This window comes from Lentibacillus sp. L22 (assembly GCF_040812445.1).
Lineage (GTDB): Bacteria > Bacillota > Bacilli > Bacillales > Amphibacillaceae > Lentibacillus_C > Lentibacillus_C daqui.
This window is the reverse complement of sequence record NZ_JBFNXI010000015.1, coordinates 40,639-63,502: the sequence shown is the minus strand read 5'-3', so window position 1 is coordinate 63,502 and position 22,864 is coordinate 40,639. Positions and strand designations below refer to the sequence as shown.

The window sequence follows — 22,864 nt, the reverse complement described above, 5'->3', positions numbered from 1 at the left end:
CTGCAGATCGTATCAATGTACTGTTAAACCAGCAACAAACTGCTTAATTAAATTTTTAAAAAATTTGTTTTAAAAATTCTGCAGGTCTGTGTATTTTTAAAAAGAGCAATTATGAAATTGACTCAACCACCAAAAGATAATGAAGTCCTTGTTCGAATGTTAGCCCGTCCTATAAATCCTTCTGACTTAATACCGATTAGAGGAGCTTATTCTCATCGAATTTCCTTGCCCAATATTCCTGGTTATGAAGGCGTTGGTATTGTGGAGGATACAGGCCCTTTAGTTTCACATAATCTTATTGGTAAACGCATTTTACCTTTGCGTGGGGAGGAAGGAACGTGGCAAGAATTTGTTAAGTCATCAGCAGAATTTACAGTTCCTATACCTGATTCTATTGATGATTTTACGGCATCACAAATGTATATTAATCCCGTTACAGCTTGGGTGGTTTGTACGGAGGTTTTAAAATTAAGATCGGATGATGTTTTATTGGTTAATGCGTGCGGTTCTTCCATTGGACGTATTTTTGCTCAATTATCGAAGGTTTTAGGTTTTCGATTGATTGCAGTGACGAGAAATAATAAACATACAGAAGATTTACTTTATCTTGGTGCTTCTCATGTGATAGACACCTCTAAAGATTCGCTTTATGAAGCAGTTATGGAATTAACAAATGGAATGGGGGCAGATTCGGCTGTTGACTCTGTTGGAGGCTCGTCTGGAAACGACTTAGCTTTTTGTGTGCGCGCTCATGGTAAGTTTTTAACCATTGGTCTTTTATCAGGAATTCAAGTAAACTGGGCAGATATTGTAAATAAAGCAAAAGTAAATGCCAATATATTTCATCTGCGGAATTGGAACAAAAGTATCTCGATAAATAAATGGCAAAAAACTTTTAATCACTTGATAAAGCTAATAGTTGATAAAGAATTGCGATTAATGATGGTAGATTCTAATTATGACCTGTCCAATGTAAAAAAAGCTATTGATGTCGTTGAATCTAAAACAGCTAATGGGAAAGTATTTTTAACCGGTTAATGAGTTGAATTCTCCTTCAACAAAACAGTGCTGAATAAGCCAGCATTTTGTGGGGAAAATTAAATAAGGTATGACCCACTTTCAGGATAGCTGTGTTCCCATCCCCAACCTTATTCGTATGTTAGAATAATTGAAAAATGATGGCCGATTTAGTTGTTGGAATGATTACAAATGGAAAAGTGAAGAAATACCGATTGTTCAACGGTTTGCACAGACGAATTTCGCGCTAAACACGAACATTAAATTATTTCCGTTTTAAAATGTTCCGTTATTTTATTGACAGAACGTTCTCTATTCTGTTATGCTTAACCCAACAAATCAATACGGTACCTCATATATTTCCGAGGATATGGCTTGGAAGTTTCTACCCGGCACCGTAAATGCCGGACTATGAGGGAGGGTGAATCATTGTCACAGCAATGGTCTATTTCAATATGTCAGAAAAGTCTATTCATCTTCTCTTGTAGGGAGGAGATTCGAATAGACTTTTTTTATTTAGTTGTGATTTAGCCCGCGGTCCGAATACATCCCTATGAAGAGGCATCCATTCGGGCCATTCAGAGTATAAATAAAGCATTTTGTATCAATCAAAGCAACAAACTTTTAGAAAAACAGCCTTAACATAAAACATATAGAAAGAGGGATACGATGGTACAGGTTGGTGTAATCATGGGCAGTATATCGGATTGGGAAACGATGAAGCATACATGCAATGTGCTGGATAGTTTGGCAGTTTCATATGAAAAGCAAGTGATTTCAGCGCATCGTACTCCGGATGAGATGTTCACATATGCCGAATCAGCTCGTGATCGTGGGTTAAAAGTGATTATTGCGGGTGCTGGTGGTGCAGCTCATCTTCCAGGGATGGTGGCTGCAAAAACGACTTTACCCGTAATTGGTGTGCCTGTAAAAAGCAATACATTAAATGGGGTGGACTCTCTCTTATCCATTGTGCAAATGCCTGGCGGGGTGCCAACAGCAACAGTGGCAATTGGCAAATCTGGTGCTACCAATGCTGGTATTCTTGCCGCGGAAATAATTGGGGCATTTGATCAACAGATAGCAGAAAAACTTCAAGTCTATCGGGAAGATATGCAAACCAAAGTTGCGGAAATGAGGGATGATCTTGCCAAGGAATAAGGTGATTTTGCCACCTAAAACGATCGGTATTATCGGTGGCGGGCAATTGGGAAGAATGATGGCAATTGCAGCAAGACATATGGGGTATAAACTTGCCGTAATTGATCCGACGCCAAATTGCCCGACTGCACAAGTGGCCGATGAACAAATTGTCGCAGCTTATGATGATAGGAATGCGATTGAACAATTAACCAGCATCAGTGACGTGGTTACCTATGAATTCGAAAATGTCGATCTTCCTGCTGCCCAATATATTGCTGAACAAGGCAAGCTGCCACAGGGTTCAAAGGCATTGGAAATTACCCAAAACCGTGAAAAAGAGAAACAACAGATGCAAGAGGCCGGTTTACTTGTACCGGCATTCTCCATTATCACGAATGCCGATGAATGTGAGAAAGCACTGGAAAATATGGAATTTCCAGCAGTCATCAAAACATGTCGCGGTGGTTACGATGGGAAAGGGCAACGCAAATTAAGCACGGAGGCAGACAAACCAGCGGCGATAGATTTTGCGGCCAGGCATGGACATTGCATTATCGAGCAATGGGTGCCATTTGATAAAGAAATATCGGTAATATTCACACGCGCCGTTACAGGTGAGATAACATTTTTCCCAATCGCTGAGAATGTTCACAAGGACCATATTTTATATCAAACAACAGCGCCGGCAGCCATTAATGAACATGTCTACAATAAAGCGATCGAAGCGGCCTCCAAACTGGCGGAAAACATCGGTATTGTTGGTACGTTTGCCATTGAAATGTCTGTGAAAGACGAGGATATTTTCCTTAATGAAATGGCGCCAAGACCACATAATTCCGGCCATTATACGATTGAAGGCTGTAATATTTCCCAGTTTGGTCAGCATATTCGAGCCATTTGCGGTCTGCCGCTAACACCAATAAAACTTGTCCAGTCAGCTGCGATGGTGAATATTCTTGGGGAAGATATGGCGCATGCGTTAACGGAAATGTCTACATTAAAAGCAGGGTCGTTTCATTTATACGGAAAGGCAGCTGTCAAGGCAAAACGGAAAATGGGCCATGTGACGTTTACAGCGGATACGGTGGAAGAGGTTAGCCAATTGCTAAAGAAGTATAGGGGGCAGCGTGATGATTGATCGGTATACACGAGAAGAGATGGGACGGATTTGGACGGAAGAGAATAAGTTCAGGGCATGGCTGGAAGTCGAGATTTTAGCATGTGAAGCCTGGCGTGAACTTGGTGTCATTCCGAGCGCAGACGTGGAGAAAATCAGACAGCATGCATCGTTTGATATTAGCCGGATTGATGAAATCGAACAGGAGACCAGGCATGACGTGGTAGCTTTTACCCGTGCGGTATCCGAGACACTGGGTGATGAGCGGAAATGGGTGCATTACGGATTGACTTCAACGGATGTGGTCGATACAGCGCTCTCTTATTTACTGAAACAAGCGAATGAACTCCTTCTACGTGATTTGGAACATTTGATTGCTGTTTTACGCGATAAAGCATTGGCACACCAGCATACGGTGATGATGGGCCGAACCCATGGCGTGCACGCAGAACCAACCACGTTTGGCTTGAAGCTTGCGTTATGGTATGAGGAAATGAAACGTAACCTGGAACGGTTTAAGCGAGCTGCTGAGAACATTGCATTTGGCAAGCTTTCCGGGGCAGTGGGGACGTACGCGAATATTGATCCATTTGTAGAACGCTATGTTTGTGAAAAATTGGGTCTGACTCCTGCACCAGTATCGACACAAACCTTGCAGCGGGATCGTCATGCGGATTATGTGTCCACTTTGGCACTGATTGCAACATCAATTGAAAAGTTTGCCACCGAAATTCGTGGTTTGCAGAAGACGGAAATGCGTGAGGTGGAGGAGTTTTTTGCAAAAGGACAAAAAGGCTCCTCAGCCATGCCGCACAAACGTAATCCGGTCGGCTCGGAAAATATGACCGGAATGGCCCGGGTGATACGTGGCAATATGGTCACCGCATATGAAAATGTCTCCTTATGGCACGAACGTGATATTTCCCATTCATCAGCGGAACGGGTGATTTTGCCGGATACAACGATTGCTTTGGATTACATGTTGAACCGGTTTTCATCGATCATCAAGCATTTGACCGTATTCCCGGAAAATATGAAACGAAATATCGATAAAACCCATGGTGTTATCTTTTCCCAGCGTGTTCTGCTTGCATTAATTGACAAGGGGATGACACGTGAAGCTGCGTATGACATTGTTCAGCCAAAAGCTATGCAGGCATGGGAGACGGAAACCCATTTCAAAACATTGCTGGAGCAAAATGAAAACATCACAGATCTGCTGTCACCAGAAGAAATCGATGCTTGTTTCGACTACACCTATCATTTGAAAAACATCGATCGGATTTTTGACCGCATCGGCCTAAAACGGAGGGAAGAACATGAAAGCGGAATTGTTGTATGAAGGTAAAGCAAAACAGGTGTACCGGGATACAGAGGCACCCGACCGGCTGATTTTAGCTTATAAAAATGATGCAACCGCATTTAATGGAAAAAAGCAGGCGAGTTTCACCGGGAAAGGCCGATTGAATAATGAAATTTCAGCACGGATTTTTGCTTATCTTCATGAACAAGGGATCGAGACGCATTTTATCGAGAAGCAGAATGAAACGGAACAGCTTGTCCGACAAACAGAAATTATTCCGTTTGAAGTGGTTGTCCGTAATCTCGCTGCCGGGAGCATCACCAGACGGCTGGGATTGGAGGAAAAGACCAGCTTTACTCCTCCGATTGTCGAGTTGTTTTATAAAGATGATGCATTGGATGATCCATTAATAAATGATCAGCATGCACTACTTTTAGCCAGGATAACGGAATCTGAATTACGGGAAATCAAAGAAAAGGCCCTGACCATTAATGCAGCATTACAAGAGCTATTTCTTTCTATTAATCTGACACTGGTAGACTTTAAACTGGAATTTGGCCGTCTTGCCAGCGGCTGTATCATTTTGGCTGATGAAATTTCCCCGGATACATGCCGGTTATGGGATATCGATACCCAGGAAAAAATGGATAAGGATGTGTTTCGCCAGGGAACAGGGGATTTATTGGATGTGTATAACGTGATTTTACAACGACTGGAGGACAGAATATGAAAAAGGTAACAGTGCATATTACGTTAAAGCAAGGCGTGTTGGATCCACAAGGGAAAGCTGTCCAGACGTCCCTTCATTCGCTTGGATTCGATGAAGTCAGTGATACCCGGATTGGCAAATACATCGAATTTTATATAGAAGAACGGGCGGATCTAAAAGAACGGGTGCACAAGATGTGTGATCAGCTGCTGGCGAATCCGGTGATGGAAGACTACCATTTTGAAATTGAGGAGGCAGTAAACTCGTGAAATTTGCCGTGATCGTATTTCCGGGATCCAATTGTGACCATGACATGTATCATGCGGTGAAAGATGTCTTGAAGATGGAGGCAGACCTTGTTTGGTTTGAAGATTGTCATTTGGAAAACTATGATGCGATTCTATTGCCTGGGGGGTTTTCCTATGGTGATTATCTTCGTTCAGGGGCGATTGCAGCCGCCTCCAATTGTCTGCAGCAAATCAGAACACATGCCGCTGAGGGTAAACCAATATTAGGGGTGTGTAACGGATTTCAAATATTGCTGGAAGCGGGGTTGCTGCCGGGTGCCATGCTTCCCAATCAACATCTTGCCTTCATGTGCCATCAGGAAAAATTATCTGTCGCCAATCACACAAGTATGTTTACCAATCAATACGAGAAAAATGAAATCGTTCAATTCCCGATTGCACATGGGGAAGGAAATTATTTCTGTGATGGTGTAACGCTCAACCAATTAAAGCAAAATAACCAAATCGCGTTTACGTATCAAAATAACCCGAATGGGTCGGCTGCCGATATTGCAGGAATCCTTAATAAACAGGGGAATGTCCTGGGAATGATGCCTCATCCGGAGCGGGCTGTAGAGGCTTTGCTTGGCAGTGATGACGGATTAAAAGTTTTTCAGTCGATGATCATGAATGGGAGGGTACCCTATGTTGCAAATGTCTGAGATCAGTCCCGAACAATTGGAAATCGATAAGCTTTACCTGGAAATGGGACTTAGTGAACAGGAATATAACATGGTCAAAGCGATCTTAAAGCGTCGGCCCAATTTTACGGAAACGGGTATTTTCTCGGTGATGTGGTCGGAACATTGCAGTTATAAAACATCCAAACCGTTGTTAAAGCGATTCCCAACCAAGGCGGCGCATGTGTTACAAGGACCGGGTGAAGGTGCAGGAGTTATTGATATTGGGGATAATCAAGCGGTTGTATTCAAGGTAGAAAGTCATAATCATCCATCGGCCGTTGAACCGTATCAAGGTGCTGCAACAGGCGTTGGCGGGATTCTTCGCGATATTTTTTCCATGGGCGCGCGTCCGATTGCACTGATGAACTCCCTCAGATTTGGTAACTTGCGAACAGATCGAGGGAAATATTCGTTCCGGGAAGTAGTACGCGGAATTGCCGGGTATGGAAACTGTGTCGGGGTGCCAACGGTTGGCGGGGAAATTCAATTTGATGATTGTTATGAGGGAAATCCGCTGGTTAATGCCATGTGTGTTGGTCTCATTGATCATGATGATATGCAAAAAGGTGTTGCTAAAGGTATCGGAAACACAGTCATCTACGCTGGTGCCGCAACCGGACGTGATGGTATCCATGGCGCAACGTTTGCCTCAGATGATCTGGTAGAAGATGCAAATAAAGATCGACCAGCCGTACAAGTTGGTGACCCATTTATGGAAAAACTGCTGATTGAAGCATGTTTGGAAGTGATTCAGTCCGATGCTTTGGTTGGAATGCAGGATATGGGGGCTGCAGGTTTAACCTCATCAGCGAGCGAAATGGCCAGTAAAGCAGGTACCGGGATGGAAATGAATCTCGATCTCGTTCCACAGCGCGAATTAAATATGACTGCGTATGAATTAATGCTATCGGAATCACAAGAACGCATGCTGCTCGTTGTCAAACAGGGGCGTGAACAAGAAATTATCGATATCTTTGCAAAATATGGATTACAAGCTGTTGCAGTTGGGCAGGTGCTTGCGGAAAAAACATTTCGACTGACCCAACATGGGGAAATAGTAGCGGATATCCCGGTTGACGCCTTGGCTGAGGAAGCTCCCGTGTATCATATGCCTTCTGATGTTCCGGCGTATTTTAAGGAATCCCAGCAAATGACCAATGAAATTCCTGCGGTCGCTGATTATGCGGCGATGTTGAAGCGTCTGCTCAGTCAGCCAACCATCGCCAGTAAGGAATGGGTATATGATCAATATGATTCGATGGTACAGACCAATACGGTTGTAACGCCGGGGTCAGGTGCGGCAGTTATTCGTATTAAAGGCACGGACAAAGCCTTGGCGATTACAACAGACTGTAATTCCCGGTATATTTATTTAGATCCAAATACTGGCGGAAAAATTGCGGTTGCGGAGGCGGCTCGTAACATTGTTTGCTCTGGTGCCAAGCCGTTAGGAATCACCGATGGGTTGAATTTTGGCAATCCGACCAAACCGGAAATCTACTGGCAGATGGAACAGAGTGTTGCTGGTATGAGTCAAGCATGCCGTACCTTAAAAACACCTGTTATTAGTGGAAATGTCTCGTTATATAATCAATCGAATGGAAAGGCTATTTTTCCTACTCCAGTGGTCGGCATGGTTGGGCTCATTGAATCGTTGAACTATATCACACCTAGCCGGTTTCAACAGCGGGAAGACACGATTTTTCTGATTGGGGATACCAAGGCTGAATTTGGCGGCAGTGAATTACAACAGGTATTAAAACGGGGTTATTCCGGAAAAGCGCCAACGATTGATTTAGTCATGGAAGCGAAACGCCAATCCCAATTGCTTGATGCGATTCAAGCTGGTATCGTTCAATCCGCCACTGATCTGGCAGAAGGTGGGTTAGCGGTTGCCCTTGCCGAAAGTTGTTTTACCGGAGAAGGGTTAGGTGCCAATGTGTATTTGACAGGCGACATGACGGTTGAACTTTTTAGTGAGAGTCAATCCCGATTTTTGGTGTCGGTGAAGCAGGAGGATAAGGAACGTTTCAACGAACTGGTTGAAGATGCGGTGCAAATTGGTGTGGTAACGGGGGATCAAACATTCAACGTCATTGGCAATGGCAAACAGGTAATGGAAGCGGATGTGGAAACATTATGTGATTGTTGGAAAGGAGCTATTCCATGTCTGCTGAAATCAAGGGTATAAACGAAGAATGTGGCGTTTTTGGGATTTGGGGACATGAAAAGGCAGCAGGGCTCACGTACTATGGACTGCATTCGCTGCAACATCGCGGGCAGGAAGGTGCCGGTGTAGTCGTGAATGACGGGACCGCATTAACAGCACACAAGGGCCTGGGGCTTGTTAATGAGGTGTTTAAAGATGTGGATTTTTCCAGACTTTCCGGAATGGCAGCAATTGGTCATGTGCGTTATTCAACCCAGGGAGATGGCGGAATCGAAAATGTTCAGCCATTATTGCTTCGTTCACAATCCAATAGCCTGGCGCTTGCCCATAATGGCAATATTATGAACGCCCGCGAACTTCGTGGTCAGTTGGAGGATATGGGCAGTATCCTGCAAACAACATCGGATACCGAGGTGTTGGCGCACTTAATGAAAAGGGACGGTTCGTACCAGACAACGGCAACGATTGCCAATGCATTGAACCAGATTGTTGGTGCCTATGCGTTTGTCTTTCTTAACGAGGATAAAATGTTTGCAGCCCTTGATCCGAGCGGTATTCGCCCATTATCGATCGGGAAGCTTGGTGATGCTTATGTAATCGCCTCGGAAACATGTGCTTTTGATCAAATTGGTGCCAGCTTTGAACGCGAGGTGTTGCCGGGTGAACTTGTTACGATTAGTGATGATGGCGTGGAATCAGAGCGTTTTGCCACCCGTGAACAACGAACCTTGTGTGCCATGGAATATGTATATTTATCACGGCCAGATAGCAATGTGAATCGTGTGAATGTGCATGCTTCCCGAAAACGGATGGGAAGAGAGTTGGCCAAAGAAGCACCAGCTAATGCTGATATGGTGATTGGCGTACCGGATTCCAGCATTTCCGCTGCGATTGGCTATGCAGAAGAAAGTGGATTGCCGTATGAAATGGGGATTATCAAGAATCGCTATGTTGGCCGGACGTTTATTCAGCCATCCCAGGAATTACGGGAACAAGGCGTGAAAATGAAATTGGCTCCGGTCCGGGGAATTGTAGCAGGCAAGCGGATTGTGATGATTGACGATTCCGTTGTCAGAGGGACGACAAGTAAACGGATTGTCCGGATGTTGAAAGAAGCTGGCGCCAGGGAGGTCCATGTCCGCATCGCCTCACCTCCGATTCAGCATCCATGCCATTACGGGATTGATATGTCAACAAAAGACGAACTCATTGCTGCGAGCCACGCGCCTGAGGAAATAGGTGACATTATCGGAGCAGACAGCATTGCCTACCTGGCCGAAAGTGGTCTGAAAAAAGCAATTGTCAAAGATAAGACGATTAACCAGGGAATTTGTACGGCTTGCATGAGTGGAGTTTATCCAGTTAAAAAGGGTCATTCGAAAAAAGAAGGAGTGGCGCCAATTGCCGATAAATTATAAGGACGCCGGAGTCGATGTAGAAAAGGGGTATCAGGCGGTTGAGCTAATGAAGAAACATATTGCCAAAACGAAGCGTAAAGAGGTGCTTGGTGATATCGGGGCATTCGCCGGTTTGTTTGACCTGAGCGGTTTTTCGTATCACGAGCCTGTACTGGTTTCTGGTACGGACGGGGTTGGCACCAAACTGAAACTTGCCCATCAACTTGGCATTCACCATACTGTGGGGCAGGATTTAGTTGCCATGTGTGTGAACGATATTGTCGCCCAAGGTGCCCAGCCACTGTTTTTCCTCGATTATATTGCCTGTGGTAAAAATGATCCGGACATGATTGAACAAATTGTCTCCGGTGTCGCAGCAGGTTGTGTCCGGGCAGAGGCGGCTCTTATTGGCGGGGAAACAGCGGAAATGCCAGGAATGTATGAAGCGGATGAGTATGATCTGGCTGGTTTTGCCGTTGGGATTGCGGAAAAATCCCAACTGATCACCGGCCAGTCGATCCAGCAAGGGGATTGTATTATCGGATTGCCATCAAGCGGCATTCATGCAAACGGGTTCTCCCTGGTGCGAAAACTTGTGGAGGATCTGGATCTTGCCAAAACATATGCCGGAATGACCAAGCCATTAAGAGATGTCCTGATCGAACCAACACGGATTTATGCCAAGCAGGTAAAAACCCTTATGCAAAAGGTGGAAATAAAAGGACTATCCCATATGACCGGGGGTGGATTTTTCGAAAATATTCCCAGGATGCTTCCTGCCGACTTAGGCGCTACGATCGATCCCAAGACATGGGAGCAGCCAGCGATTTTTTCCTTTTTGCAAGAGTTGGGAGAGCTGGATGACCGTGACATGTATGGGATCTTCAATATGGGTATTGGCATGGCAATGGTGGTCAGTGAGGATGAAGCAGCAACGGCAATTAAGATGCTACGTGAGCAAGGTGAGTGCGCATCATGGATTGGCCGGGTGACGGATCAAAAAGGAGTGCAGTTTGAACCATGTGTAAAGTGAAGGCGGCAGTGTTTGCTTCAGGAACGGGCAGTAATTTCCAAGCGATAGTAGAGCAGTCAATTGCAAATAAGCTATCCTATGAAATTGTGCTGCTCGTTTGTGATAAACCAGGGGCAAAGGTCGTCCGTTTGGCGCAGGAATATGGGATACCAGTATTTGTTTTTACCCCCAAGAACTATCCTGGTAAAGCCTTATACGAACAGGAAATTAAGAACAAGCTGCGAACATTACAGGTTGACTGGATTTTCCTTGCTGGGTATATGCGAATGATTGGTTCAACACTGCTTGATACTTATCCGGCGCGTATTGTCAATATTCATCCATCGTTTTTACCAGCATTTCCGGGTAAAGATGCAATCGAGCAGGCGTATAAGGCAAAGGTTGAGACAACTGGTGTAACGGTGCATTTTATTGATGCGGGAATGGACACAGGTCCGATTATCAAGCAGGAATCGGTAAGAGTTTACGAGAATGATACAGTAGAAACATTAAAGCAGCGTATCCAGCAGGTGGAACATACATTGTACCCAAAGGTGATTAATGCACTTGTAAGTAAGGGGGTATAAAAATTTATTAAAAGTGGTGAAATCGCTGATATACCATGGAAAAACGCTGATAGAACCATCAGAATCGCTGATATATGGACCAAAGTCGCTGATAGAACCACCAAAATCGCTGATAAACGAATTGGCTACATTTGTAAAGAAGCTGGGCGGGTACATGCAATAAATTTTATCGTAAAGTGGGGCGTTATTGGATGAAAAAGCGAGCGTTAATAAGTGTATCGAACAAAGAAAACATCGAAGCCTTTGCGAAAGGGCTAGTGGAACAGGACTATGAAATTATTTCAACCGGAGGAACCTTACGTACCCTTCATCAAGCCGGGATAGAAGCAACCGCTGTAGAAGAAATTACTGGTTTCCCGGAAATTCTCGATGGTCGGGTCAAAACATTACATCCGTTGATTCATGCAGGCTTATTAGCTAAACGGGACAATGCTGATCATCAAAACCAGCTTGAAGAACTAGCGATTAGGCCAATTGATTTGGTTGCGGTTAATCTGTATCCATTTAAACAAACGTTGGAGCGGGTGGGTGTTACCGAAGCAGAGATTATCGAAAATATCGATATTGGCGGACCATCCATGTTACGGGCAGCAGCGAAAAATATGGCAAATGTCGCTGTCGTGGTTGATCCGAATGACTATGAGGATGTATTACAAGCAATCAAGATGAATGCCTTAGATGAAACAAAGCGTAAACAGTTGGCCGCCAAAGTATTCCGCTACACAGCCAATTATGATGCGATGATTGCCGATTATTTTACAAATGAGCCTTATCCAGATGTGCTGACCAAGACCTATGAAAAGGTGCAATCATTAAGGTACGGTGAAAATCCACACCAAACGGCGGCTTTTTACAAGGATGTCCACCAAACAGCAGGAACACTTGCCGGCGCAAAACAGTTGCATGGAAAGGAATTATCCTACAATAACATTCAAGATGCGAATGCAGCATTGGAAATTATTGCTGATTATGATGAACCGGCGGCTGTAGCGGTGAAGCATATGAACCCATGCGGAATTGGTATTGGTGAAACGATCGAAACAGCATTTGCCAAAGCGTATGATGCGGATCCAGTCTCGATATTTGGCGGGATTGTTGTTTGTAATCGTGCCATTGATGCGAAGGTTGCTGAACCATTAAGCAAGATTTTTTTGGAAATTGTCATTGCTCCTGGATTTAGTGAAGATGCGCTTGAAATGTTGACAAGGAAGAAGAATATTCGCTTGCTGGAGCTGGACCTGGCAGATGGAGCGGTGAACAAGCAGAAGATTACTAGTGTGATGGGTGGCGTATTGCTGCAGGATTATGATCGTGGCGTTGTAAGTGCAGGTGATCTTACTTTTGCAACAGACCGAAAGCCGACCGAATCAGAATTAAAGCAATTACTGTTTGCCGAAAAAGCCGTTAAGCATGTCAAATCCAATGCAATTGTACTGGCAAAGGATAATCAGACGATTGGCGTTGGTGCAGGACAAATGAACCGGGTTGGTGCTGCGAAAATCGCGATTGAACAAGCGGGAGAAAAGACTAACGGCGCGGTCATGGCTTCGGATGCCTTTTTCCCCATGCCAGATACAGTAGAAGCGGCAGCAGAGGCAGGCATTACAGCAATCATACAACCGGGTGGATCAAAACGGGATCAAGATTCGGTTGATGTGTGCAACAAACACGGAATTGCCATGGTTTACACAGGAATGCGCCATTTCAAACATTAATGAGCGCAGGAGTTGATCGGGCAAGGATTAAAGTTGATCGAAAACAAGAGGAAGTTGATCGGGCAAGGACCAAAGTTGATCGGGAAAAGGTCAGAGTTAATCCAAGAAAAAGGGAGCGTTCAGATGAATATATTAGTAGTCGGCCGTGGTGGACGAGAGCATTCCATTGTGATGAAATTGGCTGCAAGCGAACAAGTGACTAACCTTTATGCAGCTCCCGGAAATGGTGGTATCGCACAACAAGCAACGTGTGTGGACATTGATGAAATGGATATCGACCGGTTGATCATGTTTGCCAGGGATAAGCAGATTGATTTAACGATTGTTGGCCCGGAAAATCCGCTTAACGCTGGAATTGCCAATCGATTTCAAGAAGTGGGTTTAGCGATCTTTGCACCGACAAAAGAAGCTGCATTATTAGAAGGCAGCAAACAGTTTGCCAAACAATTTATGGGGAAATACAACATTCCTACGGCCGCACATGCTACATTTGCCGATGCAAAACAAGCGAAACAATACATTATCGAACAGGGAGCACCAATTGTGGTCAAAGCGGATGGACTTGCTGCTGGTAAAGGTGTGGTGGTTGCTGAGACAGAAGCGCAGGCAATAAAGGCTGTCGATGATATGCTCATTTCGCGGACGTTCGCCGAAGCAGGAGCCACGCTTGTCATCGAGGAATGCCTTGTCGGAAAAGAGTTCTCACTGATGGCGTTTGTTCATGAAGGAAATGTCTACCCCATGCTTCCCGCCCGTGATCATAAACGTGCCTTTGATCATGACAAAGGGCCGAATACAGGCGGGATGGGCGCTTATGCACCGGTTCCTGATGTCACAGATGAGGATCTTGCGTATACATATCGGGAAATATTAAAGAAAACAGCTGACGGATTAGTGAATGAAAGACGTCCATTTACCGGAATTTTATATGCTGGTTTGATGATGACTGCTGACGGCCCTAAAGTCATTGAATTTAACACTCGGTTTGGAGACCCGGAGACACAAGTCGTCTTGCCCTTATTGAAGAATGATCTCTTGCAAGTTATACTGGATGTCATACATGGACGGAATCCAACGTTAACATGGGAAGAAAATTTCTGTGCCGGGGTTGTGGTTGCTGCCCAGGGTTACCCGGACAGCTATGAAAAAGGTATCACCTTGCCCGACATTGTCACTGATGAACATGTATTTGTCGTGCATGCAGGCACAAAACTTGCTGCAGGTTCGTACCAATCAGATGGTGGCCGGGTATTGCTTGTCGGCAGTAAACAGGAAACACTTGATGGTGCTGCGAATCACGTATATCACACCCTGACAACAACGAACTTGTCTGATCAATTTTTTTATCGAAGCGACATTGGTAAGTTAACAACTCGGACAATTTGATTTGGTATGCCAGACACCAATATCCTATAGTGAGGGGGGGCTGAGATTTGGGATCAGCCCTTCATTTGTTTTTTAGACAATGAAACTGTCATAAAATGTTCACTGTATTTAATAAAACTTTACATTATGAAAGCGGATTATATGGTAAAATAGAGGAAACAGATAAATGGAGAGTTGTTACATGCTGGAAAATGGTTATTATTGGAGAAATCGGGAAATGCGTAAACATGTTGCTGTAATCGAGGGGAAAGTGGCACCAAATCTTGTGTTAACAAATGCAACGTATTTAAATACATTTACCAAACAGTGGTTACAGGCAAATATTTGGATTTTGGATGACCGGATTGTTTATGTTGGGGAGAAGCTTCCGGAAAAACAAACGAAAACGGAAATCATTGATTGCAGTGATTACTATCTTGTACCAGGTTATATTGAACCACATGCACACCCATTTCAATTATATAGTCCTGATAAGCTGGCTAATCATGTGGCGAAGTTCGGTACGACAACATTGATCAATGATAATCTGATGTGGAATTTCTTGTTGGACAAAAAGAAAGCGTTTTCCTTGTTGGATGAGTTTAATAAACTGCCTGTTTCCATGTACTGGTGGGCTCGTTTTGATTCACAAACGGCTTTGCAGGATGAAGAGGTCTTTTTCAATAGTGAAGATGTGCTTGATTGGCTATCACACCCAGCGGTTATTCAAGGGGGGGAATTAACTTCCTGGCCAAATCTGTTAGCTGGTGACGATAGACTGCTATATTGGATACAGGAAGCTAATCGGAATGGGAAACCCGTAGAAGGGCATTTCCCTGGGGCTTCAGAAAAAACGCTCACCAAAATGAAGCTGCTGGGGGTTGCGGCAGATCATGAAGCAATGACAGGAGCAGAGGCGATCAATCGGTTGCAATTAGGGTTCCAGGTGGGGCTAAGACATTCCTCGATCAGGCCTGATTTGCCAAGACTTTTGGAAGAAATGCTTGCCGAAAACATACCGTCATTTGAACATGTGACCATGACGACGGACGGGGCCACACCAGCATTTTACGAAAATGGGATGATGAATGTATGCCTGGAAATTGCAATTCAGAAAGGCGTTGCACCGGAAGAAGCGTACAGTATGGTCTCTCATAATGTGGCAATGCATTATCGTTTAACAGATGAATTGGGCTGTATTGCACCAGGAAGGCTCGCCCATATCAATATTTTAGCAAAGAAAGACAACCCGCATCCGGTCGGGGTATTAGCCAAGGGTCAATGGATTAGGCGGAAGTCAGATGGGGAAACAATAGCTCCCCGATTCGACTGGGAAAAATACAACGTTGGTCCGTTAAACCTGGATTGGAATTTGCAAATGAGTGACCTGCAGTTTTCCATCCCAATTGGACTGGATATGGTAAATGACGTCATTATCAAACCATACGCGATTGAAACAGATGTTACCCTTGATACAATTCCTGATCGCTGTAATGATTCATTTCTATTACTGATCGACCGGAATGGGAAATGGCGGGTAAACACTGCCTTAAGAGGATTTACCAACAAATTGGGAGCTATCGTAAGTTCCTATTCTACAACTGGTGATATTGTATGTATTGGTAAAAGTAAACAAGATATGCTTACAGCCTGGAATCGTTTGAAAAAAATAGGCGGAGGAATTGTGCTTGTCCACCAAGGAGAAATTTTGTTTGAATTGCCACTGGCCCTTGGAGGAATCATGTTCGATGGCAAAATGGAGGATTTAATTGAGAAGGAAAAACAGCTGAAAAAACATTTAAAGGAATTCGGCTATCCATATGACGATCCTGTGTATTCCATCCTTTTCCTATCCGCAACCCATTTGCCGTATATTCGGATAACACAGCGTGGCATTGTTGATGTGAAAAAACGGGAGGTACTTTTTCCGGCAATCATGCGTTGATGGATGATTGCTGGAAGATTTTTTAACCTGGCTGGATTTTGGCCGCGGCAATTATCCCTATGCATTTCCCATTACGTGTTATAATGAGTGTAGAAGGTATTTTACTATAATTCCCGAATTAAAAGACAGTTGACATTTCAAACGAATAAATGACAGGGGGTTGCAGTCAACGTGCAAATTGATAAATTACGCGGGGAACAGTTAGATCAATTATTTGATGCGATTTTGTCGCTGCAAGATCGCGAAGAATGCTACCGCTTTTTTGACGACATCGCAACAATGTCAGAAATCCACTCGATTGCCCAGCGCTTGCAAGTTGCCAAAATGCTGATAGAAGGGCAGACTTATCATGTGATAGAAAAGGAAACAAAAGCATCAACAGCCACCATTTCCCGGGTACGAAGGTGCATTAACTTTGGCAATGACGGCTATAAAATGGTGCTGGATCGAACATCAGGTAAAACAAACGAAGACTAGGAAAATGTCGTTACCCTATGAAGGGAGCGGCATTTTTTTATTGGACGAGGGGATAGGCACCTTGTCCCACACCAAAAGCTGGAATTTATGCTGAGTGTGGGCTGCAAGGGAAAGGAGATGAAGGCTGCATCAACCCACCCCGTACAATATCGACCGTGGATCGAGCATATCAACCAAATCGGGTAAAGTATCGACCCTGAAGCGGTCATATCAACCAAATCCGGCAAAATATCAACCTTAAAACGAAGCTATCAACAAAAATTGAAACAATATCAACCCATAAGCGTGACCGTTGTCATAGCCATTTTATTTTAATGTTATCTCCATCCACTCCCCCTTGGTCTGTCAGCATAATCCTCAGTTCCATTGTAAAGTTGGCCAGACGAACCGCCCCAATGTCTCGCTGGAAAATAGACTAATAGTATGATATAATCCGCTTAACTATTTTGAGAATTTTTACATATGGATGGGGGAAACGTGAATGAAGCGATTGCTGTTGTTGATTGCAATGATTGGTATGATTGGTTTGGCAGCCTGTAGTAGTGATGATTCTGCGGGAAGTGAAGGAAAAGCTGGATCTGATGGAGAGAAAACATATACGGTTGGTGCAACGCAAATTGTTGAACATCCGTCTCTTGATGAGGCATACAAAGGATTTAAGGATGCGCTTGCCGATGCCGGGCTGAACGTAGAATATGATTTTCAAAGCGCCCAGAATGACCAAAATAATGTCAAACCGATTTCAGATGGTTTTGTTGCAGATAATGTCGATCTGATTTTTGCCAATTCAACACCAAGCGCCCTTGGAGCACTGCAAGCGACAAGCGATATTCCAATTGTGTTTACATCGGTAACGGATGCTGTAGATGCCGGGCTGGTAAAATCAATGGACGAACATGAAGGAAATATTACCGGAGTTGTCGACCTTCATCCGGATGCCATTAAAGAGACGGTGAAGTTTATCAGTGACAATTTTTCGGATGCAAAAGTAGGCATGATCTATAATGCCGGAGAACAGAACTCGGTTGCCCAAATTAAGGCAGTCAAAAAAGCAGCAAAAGACACCGGGCTTAGCATTGTGGAGCGAACAGTAGCCAACTCTTCAGAAGTACAGCAGGCCGCTACAACGCTGGTTGATGAGGCAGATGTGTTCTATATCATTACCGACAATACCGTTGTTTCCGCATTGGACAGTGTTGTTGGAGTTGCAAACGATCAGGATATCCCACTATTTGTTGGTGAACCCGATTCATTGGAAAAAGGGGGATTTGCGACGTTCGGTATTGATTATCACACGATTGGTTACCGCTCAGGCGAAATGGCTGCGGATATTTTAACCGGGAAAAAGGAAGCAAGCGATTTTCCTGTTGAATACCCACCGGAAATTCAACTGTTCATTAATAAGCAAGCAGCAGAAGAACAAGGTGTAAAATGGAACGACAAATGGGACGATGCAGCAGAATTTGTTGAGACGAAATAACTTCATTTAGTGGGGTGTTCTTCCCCACTAAATGTTAGTTGACCATTATGGGGCGGGCCCGAACGAATGCGTGACAAACTTATGGAAAGAGCCAGGTTAACTCCCAGAGAATGAAAGGAAGAAAACGATGATTATATCCATGTTTGGTGCTGTTGAATCCGGTGTCATCTATGCAATAATGGCATTAGGGGTATATTTGACGTTTCGGGTGCTTGATTTTCCCGATTTAACGGTTGATGGAAGTTTTGTTACCGGTGCGTCTGTTGCAGCTGTCTCGATTATGAATGGTATCCCGCCAATTCTGGCAACTATTTTTGCCGTTATTGCCGGCCTTATTGCTGGATGTATCACCGGCATATTGCATACAAAGGGAAAAATTAATGCACTATTATCCGGAATCCTGATGATGACCGCATTATATTCGATTAACTTACGGATTATGAAGCAGCCAACCCTGTCCATGTTAAATGAAACAACGATTTTCACCCAATTGAAATCAGTATGGGACGGAACAGGTATCGATGATTTTTTAAATGGCATATTATCCATGTTGGGAATGACCAAATTTCCGGCAACATGGGCTATTATTTTAGTGATGATCGTTGTGACACTTGGCATAAAATTAATAACGGATTTCTATTTAAAGACAGAGGTGGGTCTTGCATTAAGGGCGATCGGGGATAATAAAAAAATGATCCGCAGTTTATCCGCAAATACCGATTCATTGACAATTTTCGGTGTTGGCCTTTCCAATGGGCTTGTTGCATTATCTGGCGGACTGTATGCACAGCTTGGCGGGTTTGCCGATGTGAATATGGGAATCGGGATGATTGTCATTGGCCTTGCCTCCGTCATCATTGGGGAAGCATTATTTGGCACTAAAACCATTTCCAGAACAACATTGGCAGTCATTGGTGGTGCGGTAATTTACCGAATCATTGTCACCTTGGCACTACAGGTTGAATTCCTGGATACAGGTGATATGAAATTAATTACGGCCTTTATTGTTGTTATCGCATTGGTTACCCCAAAATTGTTGCAAACAAGAAGAGAAAAGAAGCACCGTTTACAAAAACGAAAGACACTCCATCATGAAGAGGTGGCGTAAAGAATGCTAAAATTAAGTAATATTTCCATGACATTCAGTGAAGGGACACCAGATGAAAAGAAGGCACTGCAATCATTTGATTTAAATTTGGAAAAGGGCGACTTTGTTACTGTTATTGGCAGTAATGGTGCGGGAAAATCGACGTTAATGAATGTGATTTCCGGTGTGCTTATTCCGGAAGCAGGCGATGTGGTGATTAATGGGAAACCGGTCGGTCATTTGCCAGAATATAAGCGATCCGCAATGATTGGTCGTGTGTTTCAAGATCCCATGGCAGGAACAGCGCCTTCCATGACGATAGAGGAAAATTTGGCGATGGCTTATTCCCGGAACAAAAAACGGAAACTAAGAATCGGTGTAACGAAGAAGCGAAGAACGGTGTTTAAAGAATATTTGCAAACATTAAACTTGGGATTGGAAGATCGGTTAACAGCAAAGGTTGGGTTGCTTTCCGGTGGGGAGCGACAGGCACTTTCGTTGTTAATGACGACTTTTACTGAACCAGATATTCTCTTGCTTGATGAACATACTGCAGCACTGGACCCATCCCGCGCAGCATTAATTACAGATTTGACCGAAGAGGTTGTCCAAAGTGCCAGATTAACAACATTAATGGTTACCCATAACATGCAACAGGCGCTTGATCTGGGTAACCGATTAATAATGATGGATAAAGGGCAGATCATTTTAGAAGTAAGTGGAGAAGAAAAACAGAAATTAACGATTGAAGATCTGTTACATGAATTTCAGCGAATTCGTGGGACACAATTTGAAAATGATCGTGCTGTTTTAGGCTAGATAACTTTCTCACCATCTAGTTAACGAGACCTGAGACTCGATCAACTTTTAGGTGCTTTAGATCAACTTTATGCCAGATTCGATCAACTTTTATGCGTTTTGGATCAACTTCATGCTAGGTTCGATTAACTTTCATGTATTTTGGATCAACTTCATGCTAGGTTCGATTAACTTTTATGTGTTTTGAATCAACTCTATGCTAAATACGATCATCTTTTTCAGCGGTCTGCAGCAAACAGAGGGTGCAACCTGTCTGACCCACTGGACCGCTGCCTCAATGCAGATAACTCTCGTAGCTTTGAAATATGTTTGATTATTTGATAAATGATTGTGAAAGATATTACTCAATGTAGCAATCGGGCCATTTTGAGAGGAGAGGCGGAGTTTTATGAATAAAATTATCCTAATTGGTTCGGGCGGCTCGGGGAAATCAACTTTGGCCAGACAGTTGGGGGCCAAGCTAAATTTAAAGGTATATCATTTAGATGCGCTATTTTGGAAGCCAAATTGGGTAGGTGTTCCAAGGAATGAACAAAGGGGGATACAAAATGAGTTAGTCAAAAATGAAAAATGGATTATTGATGGAAATTATGGTGGAACGATGGATATTAGGCTTAATGCGGCAGATACAATAATCTTCCTTGATGTTCATCGAACCATCTGTGTTTATCGTGCTTTTAAAAGAATGTTGCAGTACAGAAATAAAACTAGACCAGATATGGGAGAAGGCTGCGAAGAGAGGTTTGACTTCGGCTTTCTAAAATGGATATGGAATTATCCGAAAGCCAAAAGACCAGAAGTATTAAAAAAGCTAGAGCAATTTTCTACTGAAAAACAAATTATCATTTTAAGATCACCTAAGCAAATTCAAAAGTTCTTGGAAAAAGCATAATAATTTTGTGTCATATTCCACAAAAGGGCGCAAGAATTGAATAACGATGGACTTTCTAATAACAATCCATTTGTTCAAAAGAGGATTGTACAAGAAGGTGATTCAGGCGATTTTACAGAATATTATCTTCATCAGATGATATGGTGGTGTACCTTATGGACGTAATTTTAGAGAAAGCTACAAATGATGATGCACAATCTATTTTTGATATGCAAGTTAAGGCTTTTATGCCACTGTTAGAAAAATATAAGGATTATGATACAAATCCTGCAAACGAAACCATTGATAGAGTTTTTAAAAGAATAAATAACCCTAATGGTGGGTTTTACAAAATATTAGTTGATAATATTCTTGTAGGTGCTATTTGTGTAATCAGGAAAGAGAGCGTACATTGGATAAGCCCAATGTTTATTCTTCCTAAATACCAAGGTAAAGGTATAGCGCAGAAAGCTATCATTTCAGTTGAGAAAATGTTTATCAAAGCTACTAGTTGGGAATTAGCTACAATTTTAGAAGAAGAACGTAATTGTTATCTATATGAAAAAATGGGCTACATCAAAACAGGTGTTATTAAGAAATTGGACGAAAATACAACCCTTATATTTTATAAAAAAATTGTTAAATAGTTTTAGATTATTCAAGAAACTAGGTGCAGTAATGGAATATCGGGGGGTTCCAAGTGACTGAAGTTAATAATGATGATTCATTTGAAAATATGAATGTCAAAGAAAAAGCAGCAACAATTATTGGACTCACGCTTTTTATTATATTGGTAATCGCATTCGTTTTAGGTATTTTCTTTTTTGGCTTTGCAGGAGTTTTTGAATTACTTGGTATTCACTATCAATCGATCTGGTCATTATTTATTTTTGTTGTTAGTTTCTTTATTTTAGGGTTTGTGGTTGACTTATTTTTTGACGCTATAAGAAAGCTGTCTGTCCAAAATACAAGTGGAAATATGAAAGCATTTTTCATTCAAGTACTTGTTGCATTTGTGGCGAACTGGATCGTCATTGTAACAGTAGATGCATTTATGAAAAGTATTACCCTCTCTTTAGGAACGAAGACCATAGTCGCTTTACTACTAGCTATATTGGAACCTATATTTGACAACAAAAAAGAGCAAAGAAAAAAAGATACTTAGAAATTTGAATGAACTACGCATTTAACAGCAACAATTACGTTCTTCAATCATCGGAGCGCTTTTGCGGAGGAAAGGTTATGCTTCAATCGGGTTATTTAGTTACTATTAAATTCTCTTCTTCCACGAAAGCGGTCAGCTCTGTTTCCTTTCTTTTTTTGAAAAGGTTTTGTATTATACTCTGTTAATTTTTCCTGAATGGCCCGATTCAGCTCCTCTATAGAGAAAAACTGCTGGTTACGGAGGGAAGCAATGATCCAAGTTGAAATATTGCCCACCATACCTTCAGCGCTCGATTTATCCTTCTTTTGGGTGACGAACTCTTGCCGGGATAATTGTCGTGTTATAGTGTTCCGCCATTTCTTGATAAATACGATTTATAATAGGTTCACTCCGTGAGGCTTTCACAACACCAGTTTTCAGATTATCCGGCACAATAATTCTTGTAACCCCACCATAGAACTGGAAGGCATGCACATGCGCTGTAATCCAATTCTCGGTTTCCATGGACAGGAAGG

21 protein-coding genes, 1 pseudogene and 1 riboswitch are annotated in these 22,864 nt (G+C 43.1%); of the genes and pseudogenes, 21 read left to right on the top strand and 1 reads right to left on the bottom strand.

The features are described from left to right. Nucleotides 1–114: 114 nt before the first annotated feature. From ABRT01_RS09185 to ABRT01_RS09085, 21 genes and pseudogenes are all read left to right on the top strand, one after another. Nucleotides 115–1,038: pseudogene (locus ABRT01_RS09185) on the top strand (zinc-dependent alcohol dehydrogenase family protein); the annotation flags it as partial. Between the two features lie 311 nt (nt 1,039–1,349). Further along, nucleotides 1,350–1,449: riboswitch (purine riboswitch) on the top strand. Nucleotides 1,450–1,686: 237 nt separating this feature from the next. Then, nucleotides 1,687–2,178: a 5-(carboxyamino)imidazole ribonucleotide mutase gene (gene purE, locus ABRT01_RS09180; RefSeq protein WP_367746870.1), complete on the top strand. Its 492-nt coding sequence runs from the start codon at nt 1,687–1,689 to the stop codon at nt 2,176–2,178. Continuing rightward, nucleotides 2,165–3,298: a 5-(carboxyamino)imidazole ribonucleotide synthase gene (gene purK / locus ABRT01_RS09175; protein WP_367746869.1), complete on the top strand. Its 1,134-nt coding sequence runs from the start codon at nt 2,165–2,167 to the stop codon at nt 3,296–3,298. Before purE ends, purK begins: the two co-directional genes overlap by 14 nt. Beyond that, nucleotides 3,291–4,619 (top strand): adenylosuccinate lyase, encoded by a 1,329-nt coding sequence (gene purB, locus ABRT01_RS09170; protein WP_367746868.1) that lies wholly within the window; start codon nt 3,291–3,293, stop codon nt 4,617–4,619. The genes purK and purB overlap by 8 nt, the downstream gene beginning before the upstream one ends. Next, on the top strand, nt 4,597–5,310 hold the full coding sequence (gene purC, locus ABRT01_RS09165; protein ID WP_367746867.1) for a phosphoribosylaminoimidazolesuccinocarboxamide synthase: 714 nt from the start codon (nt 4,597–4,599) through the stop codon (nt 5,308–5,310). The genes purB and purC overlap by 23 nt, the downstream gene beginning before the upstream one ends. After that, nucleotides 5,307–5,558, top strand: coding sequence for a phosphoribosylformylglycinamidine synthase subunit PurS (gene purS / locus ABRT01_RS09160; protein ID WP_367746866.1), 252 nt, complete (start codon nt 5,307–5,309; stop codon nt 5,556–5,558). Before purC ends, purS begins: the two co-directional genes overlap by 4 nt. Beyond that, on the top strand, nt 5,555–6,238 hold the full coding sequence (purQ, locus tag ABRT01_RS09155; protein ID WP_367746865.1) for a phosphoribosylformylglycinamidine synthase subunit PurQ: 684 nt from the start codon (nt 5,555–5,557) through the stop codon (nt 6,236–6,238). Before purS ends, purQ begins: the two co-directional genes overlap by 4 nt. Then, nucleotides 6,222–8,450, top strand: coding sequence for a phosphoribosylformylglycinamidine synthase subunit PurL (gene purL / locus ABRT01_RS09150; protein ID WP_367746864.1), 2,229 nt, complete (start codon nt 6,222–6,224; stop codon nt 8,448–8,450). Before purQ ends, purL begins: the two co-directional genes overlap by 17 nt. Next, nucleotides 8,426–9,847, top strand: coding sequence for an amidophosphoribosyltransferase (gene purF / locus ABRT01_RS09145; protein ID WP_367746863.1), 1,422 nt, complete (start codon nt 8,426–8,428; stop codon nt 9,845–9,847). The genes purL and purF overlap by 25 nt, the downstream gene beginning before the upstream one ends. Beyond that, a complete protein-coding gene (gene purM, locus ABRT01_RS09140) occupies nt 9,831–10,859 on the top strand; it encodes a phosphoribosylformylglycinamidine cyclo-ligase (RefSeq protein ID WP_269411438.1) in 1,029 nt (342 codons plus the stop codon). Before purF ends, purM begins: the two co-directional genes overlap by 17 nt. Continuing rightward, a complete protein-coding gene (gene purN, locus ABRT01_RS09135; RefSeq protein WP_269411439.1) occupies nt 10,847–11,425 on the top strand; it encodes a phosphoribosylglycinamide formyltransferase in 579 nt (192 codons plus the stop codon). Before purM ends, purN begins: the two co-directional genes overlap by 13 nt. Nucleotides 11,426–11,616: 191 nt before the next feature. Further along, the gene (gene purH, locus ABRT01_RS09130; protein WP_269411440.1) at nt 11,617–13,140 is read left to right on the top strand and encodes a bifunctional phosphoribosylaminoimidazolecarboxamide formyltransferase/IMP cyclohydrolase; all 1,524 of its coding nucleotides are present in this window, start codon (nt 11,617–11,619) and stop codon (nt 13,138–13,140) included. Between the two features lie 123 nt (nt 13,141–13,263). Then, nucleotides 13,264–14,526 carry a phosphoribosylamine--glycine ligase gene (gene purD, locus ABRT01_RS09125; protein WP_269411441.1) on the top strand — a complete coding sequence of 421 codons (1,263 nt, stop codon included), beginning with the start codon at nt 13,264–13,266 and terminating at the stop codon, nt 14,524–14,526. A gap of 181 nt (nt 14,527–14,707) precedes the next feature. Beyond that, nucleotides 14,708–16,450 carry an adenine deaminase C-terminal domain-containing protein gene (locus tag ABRT01_RS09120; RefSeq protein ID WP_269411442.1) on the top strand — a complete coding sequence of 581 codons (1,743 nt, stop codon included), beginning with the start codon at nt 14,708–14,710 and terminating at the stop codon, nt 16,448–16,450. Between the two features lie 171 nt (nt 16,451–16,621). After that, nucleotides 16,622–16,927, top strand: a complete 306-nt coding sequence (locus ABRT01_RS09115; protein ID WP_269411443.1) for a YerC/YecD family TrpR-related protein — start codon at nt 16,622–16,624, stop codon at nt 16,925–16,927. 481 nt (nt 16,928–17,408) lie between these two features. Next, entirely contained in the window at nt 17,409–18,407 is a 999-nt protein-coding gene (locus ABRT01_RS09110; RefSeq protein ID WP_269411444.1) for an ABC transporter substrate-binding protein, read from the top strand. Between the two features lie 127 nt (nt 18,408–18,534). Further along, nucleotides 18,535–19,515, top strand: coding sequence for an ABC transporter permease (locus tag ABRT01_RS09105; RefSeq protein ID WP_367746862.1), 981 nt, complete (start codon nt 18,535–18,537; stop codon nt 19,513–19,515). A 3-nt stretch (nt 19,516–19,518) separates the two neighbouring features. Next, a complete protein-coding gene (locus ABRT01_RS09100) occupies nt 19,519–20,313 on the top strand; it encodes an ABC transporter ATP-binding protein (RefSeq protein ID WP_269411446.1) in 795 nt (264 codons plus the stop codon). Between the two features lie 388 nt (nt 20,314–20,701). Continuing rightward, complete coding sequence (locus tag ABRT01_RS09095) at nt 20,702–21,205, top strand: DNA topology modulation protein (RefSeq protein ID WP_269411447.1); 504 nt, start codon at nt 20,702–20,704, stop codon at nt 21,203–21,205. 155 nt (nt 21,206–21,360) lie between these two features. Beyond that, nucleotides 21,361–21,831: a GNAT family N-acetyltransferase gene (locus ABRT01_RS09090; protein ID WP_269411448.1), complete on the top strand. Its 471-nt coding sequence runs from the start codon at nt 21,361–21,363 to the stop codon at nt 21,829–21,831. Between the two features lie 53 nt (nt 21,832–21,884). Next, nucleotides 21,885–22,349 carry a regulatory YrvL family protein gene (locus ABRT01_RS09085; RefSeq protein ID WP_269411449.1) on the top strand — a complete coding sequence of 155 codons (465 nt, stop codon included), beginning with the start codon at nt 21,885–21,887 and terminating at the stop codon, nt 22,347–22,349. Between the two features lie 294 nt (nt 22,350–22,643). Here the strand turns inward: ABRT01_RS09085 and ABRT01_RS09080 are convergent, their stop codons facing one another. Then, nucleotides 22,644–22,853, bottom strand: a complete 210-nt coding sequence (locus tag ABRT01_RS09080; RefSeq protein WP_367746861.1) for a hypothetical protein — start codon at nt 22,851–22,853, stop codon at nt 22,644–22,646. Nucleotides 22,854–22,864 lie beyond the last annotated feature (11 nt).

Coding starts and splice junctions, on each gene's coding strand:
- ABRT01_RS09120 (WP_269411442.1), top strand. CDS start 14,708: ATGCTGGAAAATGGTTATTATTGGAGAAATCGGGAAATGCGTAAACAT.
- ABRT01_RS09110 (WP_269411444.1), top strand. CDS start 17,409: ATGAAGCGATTGCTGTTGTTGATTGCAATGATTGGTATGATTGGTTTG.
- ABRT01_RS09105 (WP_367746862.1), top strand. CDS start 18,535: ATGATTATATCCATGTTTGGTGCTGTTGAATCCGGTGTCATCTATGCA.
- purD (WP_269411441.1), top strand. CDS start 13,264: ATGAATATATTAGTAGTCGGCCGTGGTGGACGAGAGCATTCCATTGTG.
- purF (WP_367746863.1), top strand. CDS start 8,426: ATGTCTGCTGAAATCAAGGGTATAAACGAAGAATGTGGCGTTTTTGGG.
- purB (WP_367746868.1), top strand. CDS start 3,291: ATGATTGATCGGTATACACGAGAAGAGATGGGACGGATTTGGACGGAA.
- ABRT01_RS09095 (WP_269411447.1), top strand. CDS start 20,702: ATGAATAAAATTATCCTAATTGGTTCGGGCGGCTCGGGGAAATCAACT.
- purS (WP_367746866.1), top strand. CDS start 5,307: ATGAAAAAGGTAACAGTGCATATTACGTTAAAGCAAGGCGTGTTGGAT.
- ABRT01_RS09090 (WP_269411448.1), top strand. CDS start 21,361: ATGGACGTAATTTTAGAGAAAGCTACAAATGATGATGCACAATCTATT.
- purC (WP_367746867.1), top strand. CDS start 4,597: ATGAAAGCGGAATTGTTGTATGAAGGTAAAGCAAAACAGGTGTACCGG.
- purH (WP_269411440.1), top strand. CDS start 11,617: ATGAAAAAGCGAGCGTTAATAAGTGTATCGAACAAAGAAAACATCGAA.
- ABRT01_RS09080 (WP_367746861.1), bottom strand. CDS start 22,853: ATGGAAACCGAGAATTGGATTACAGCGCATGTGCATGCCTTCCAGTTC.
- purE (WP_367746870.1), top strand. CDS start 1,687: ATGGTACAGGTTGGTGTAATCATGGGCAGTATATCGGATTGGGAAACG.
- purL (WP_367746864.1), top strand. CDS start 6,222: ATGTTGCAAATGTCTGAGATCAGTCCCGAACAATTGGAAATCGATAAG.
- purN (WP_269411439.1), top strand. CDS start 10,847: ATGTGTAAAGTGAAGGCGGCAGTGTTTGCTTCAGGAACGGGCAGTAAT.
- ABRT01_RS09100 (WP_269411446.1), top strand. CDS start 19,519: ATGCTAAAATTAAGTAATATTTCCATGACATTCAGTGAAGGGACACCA.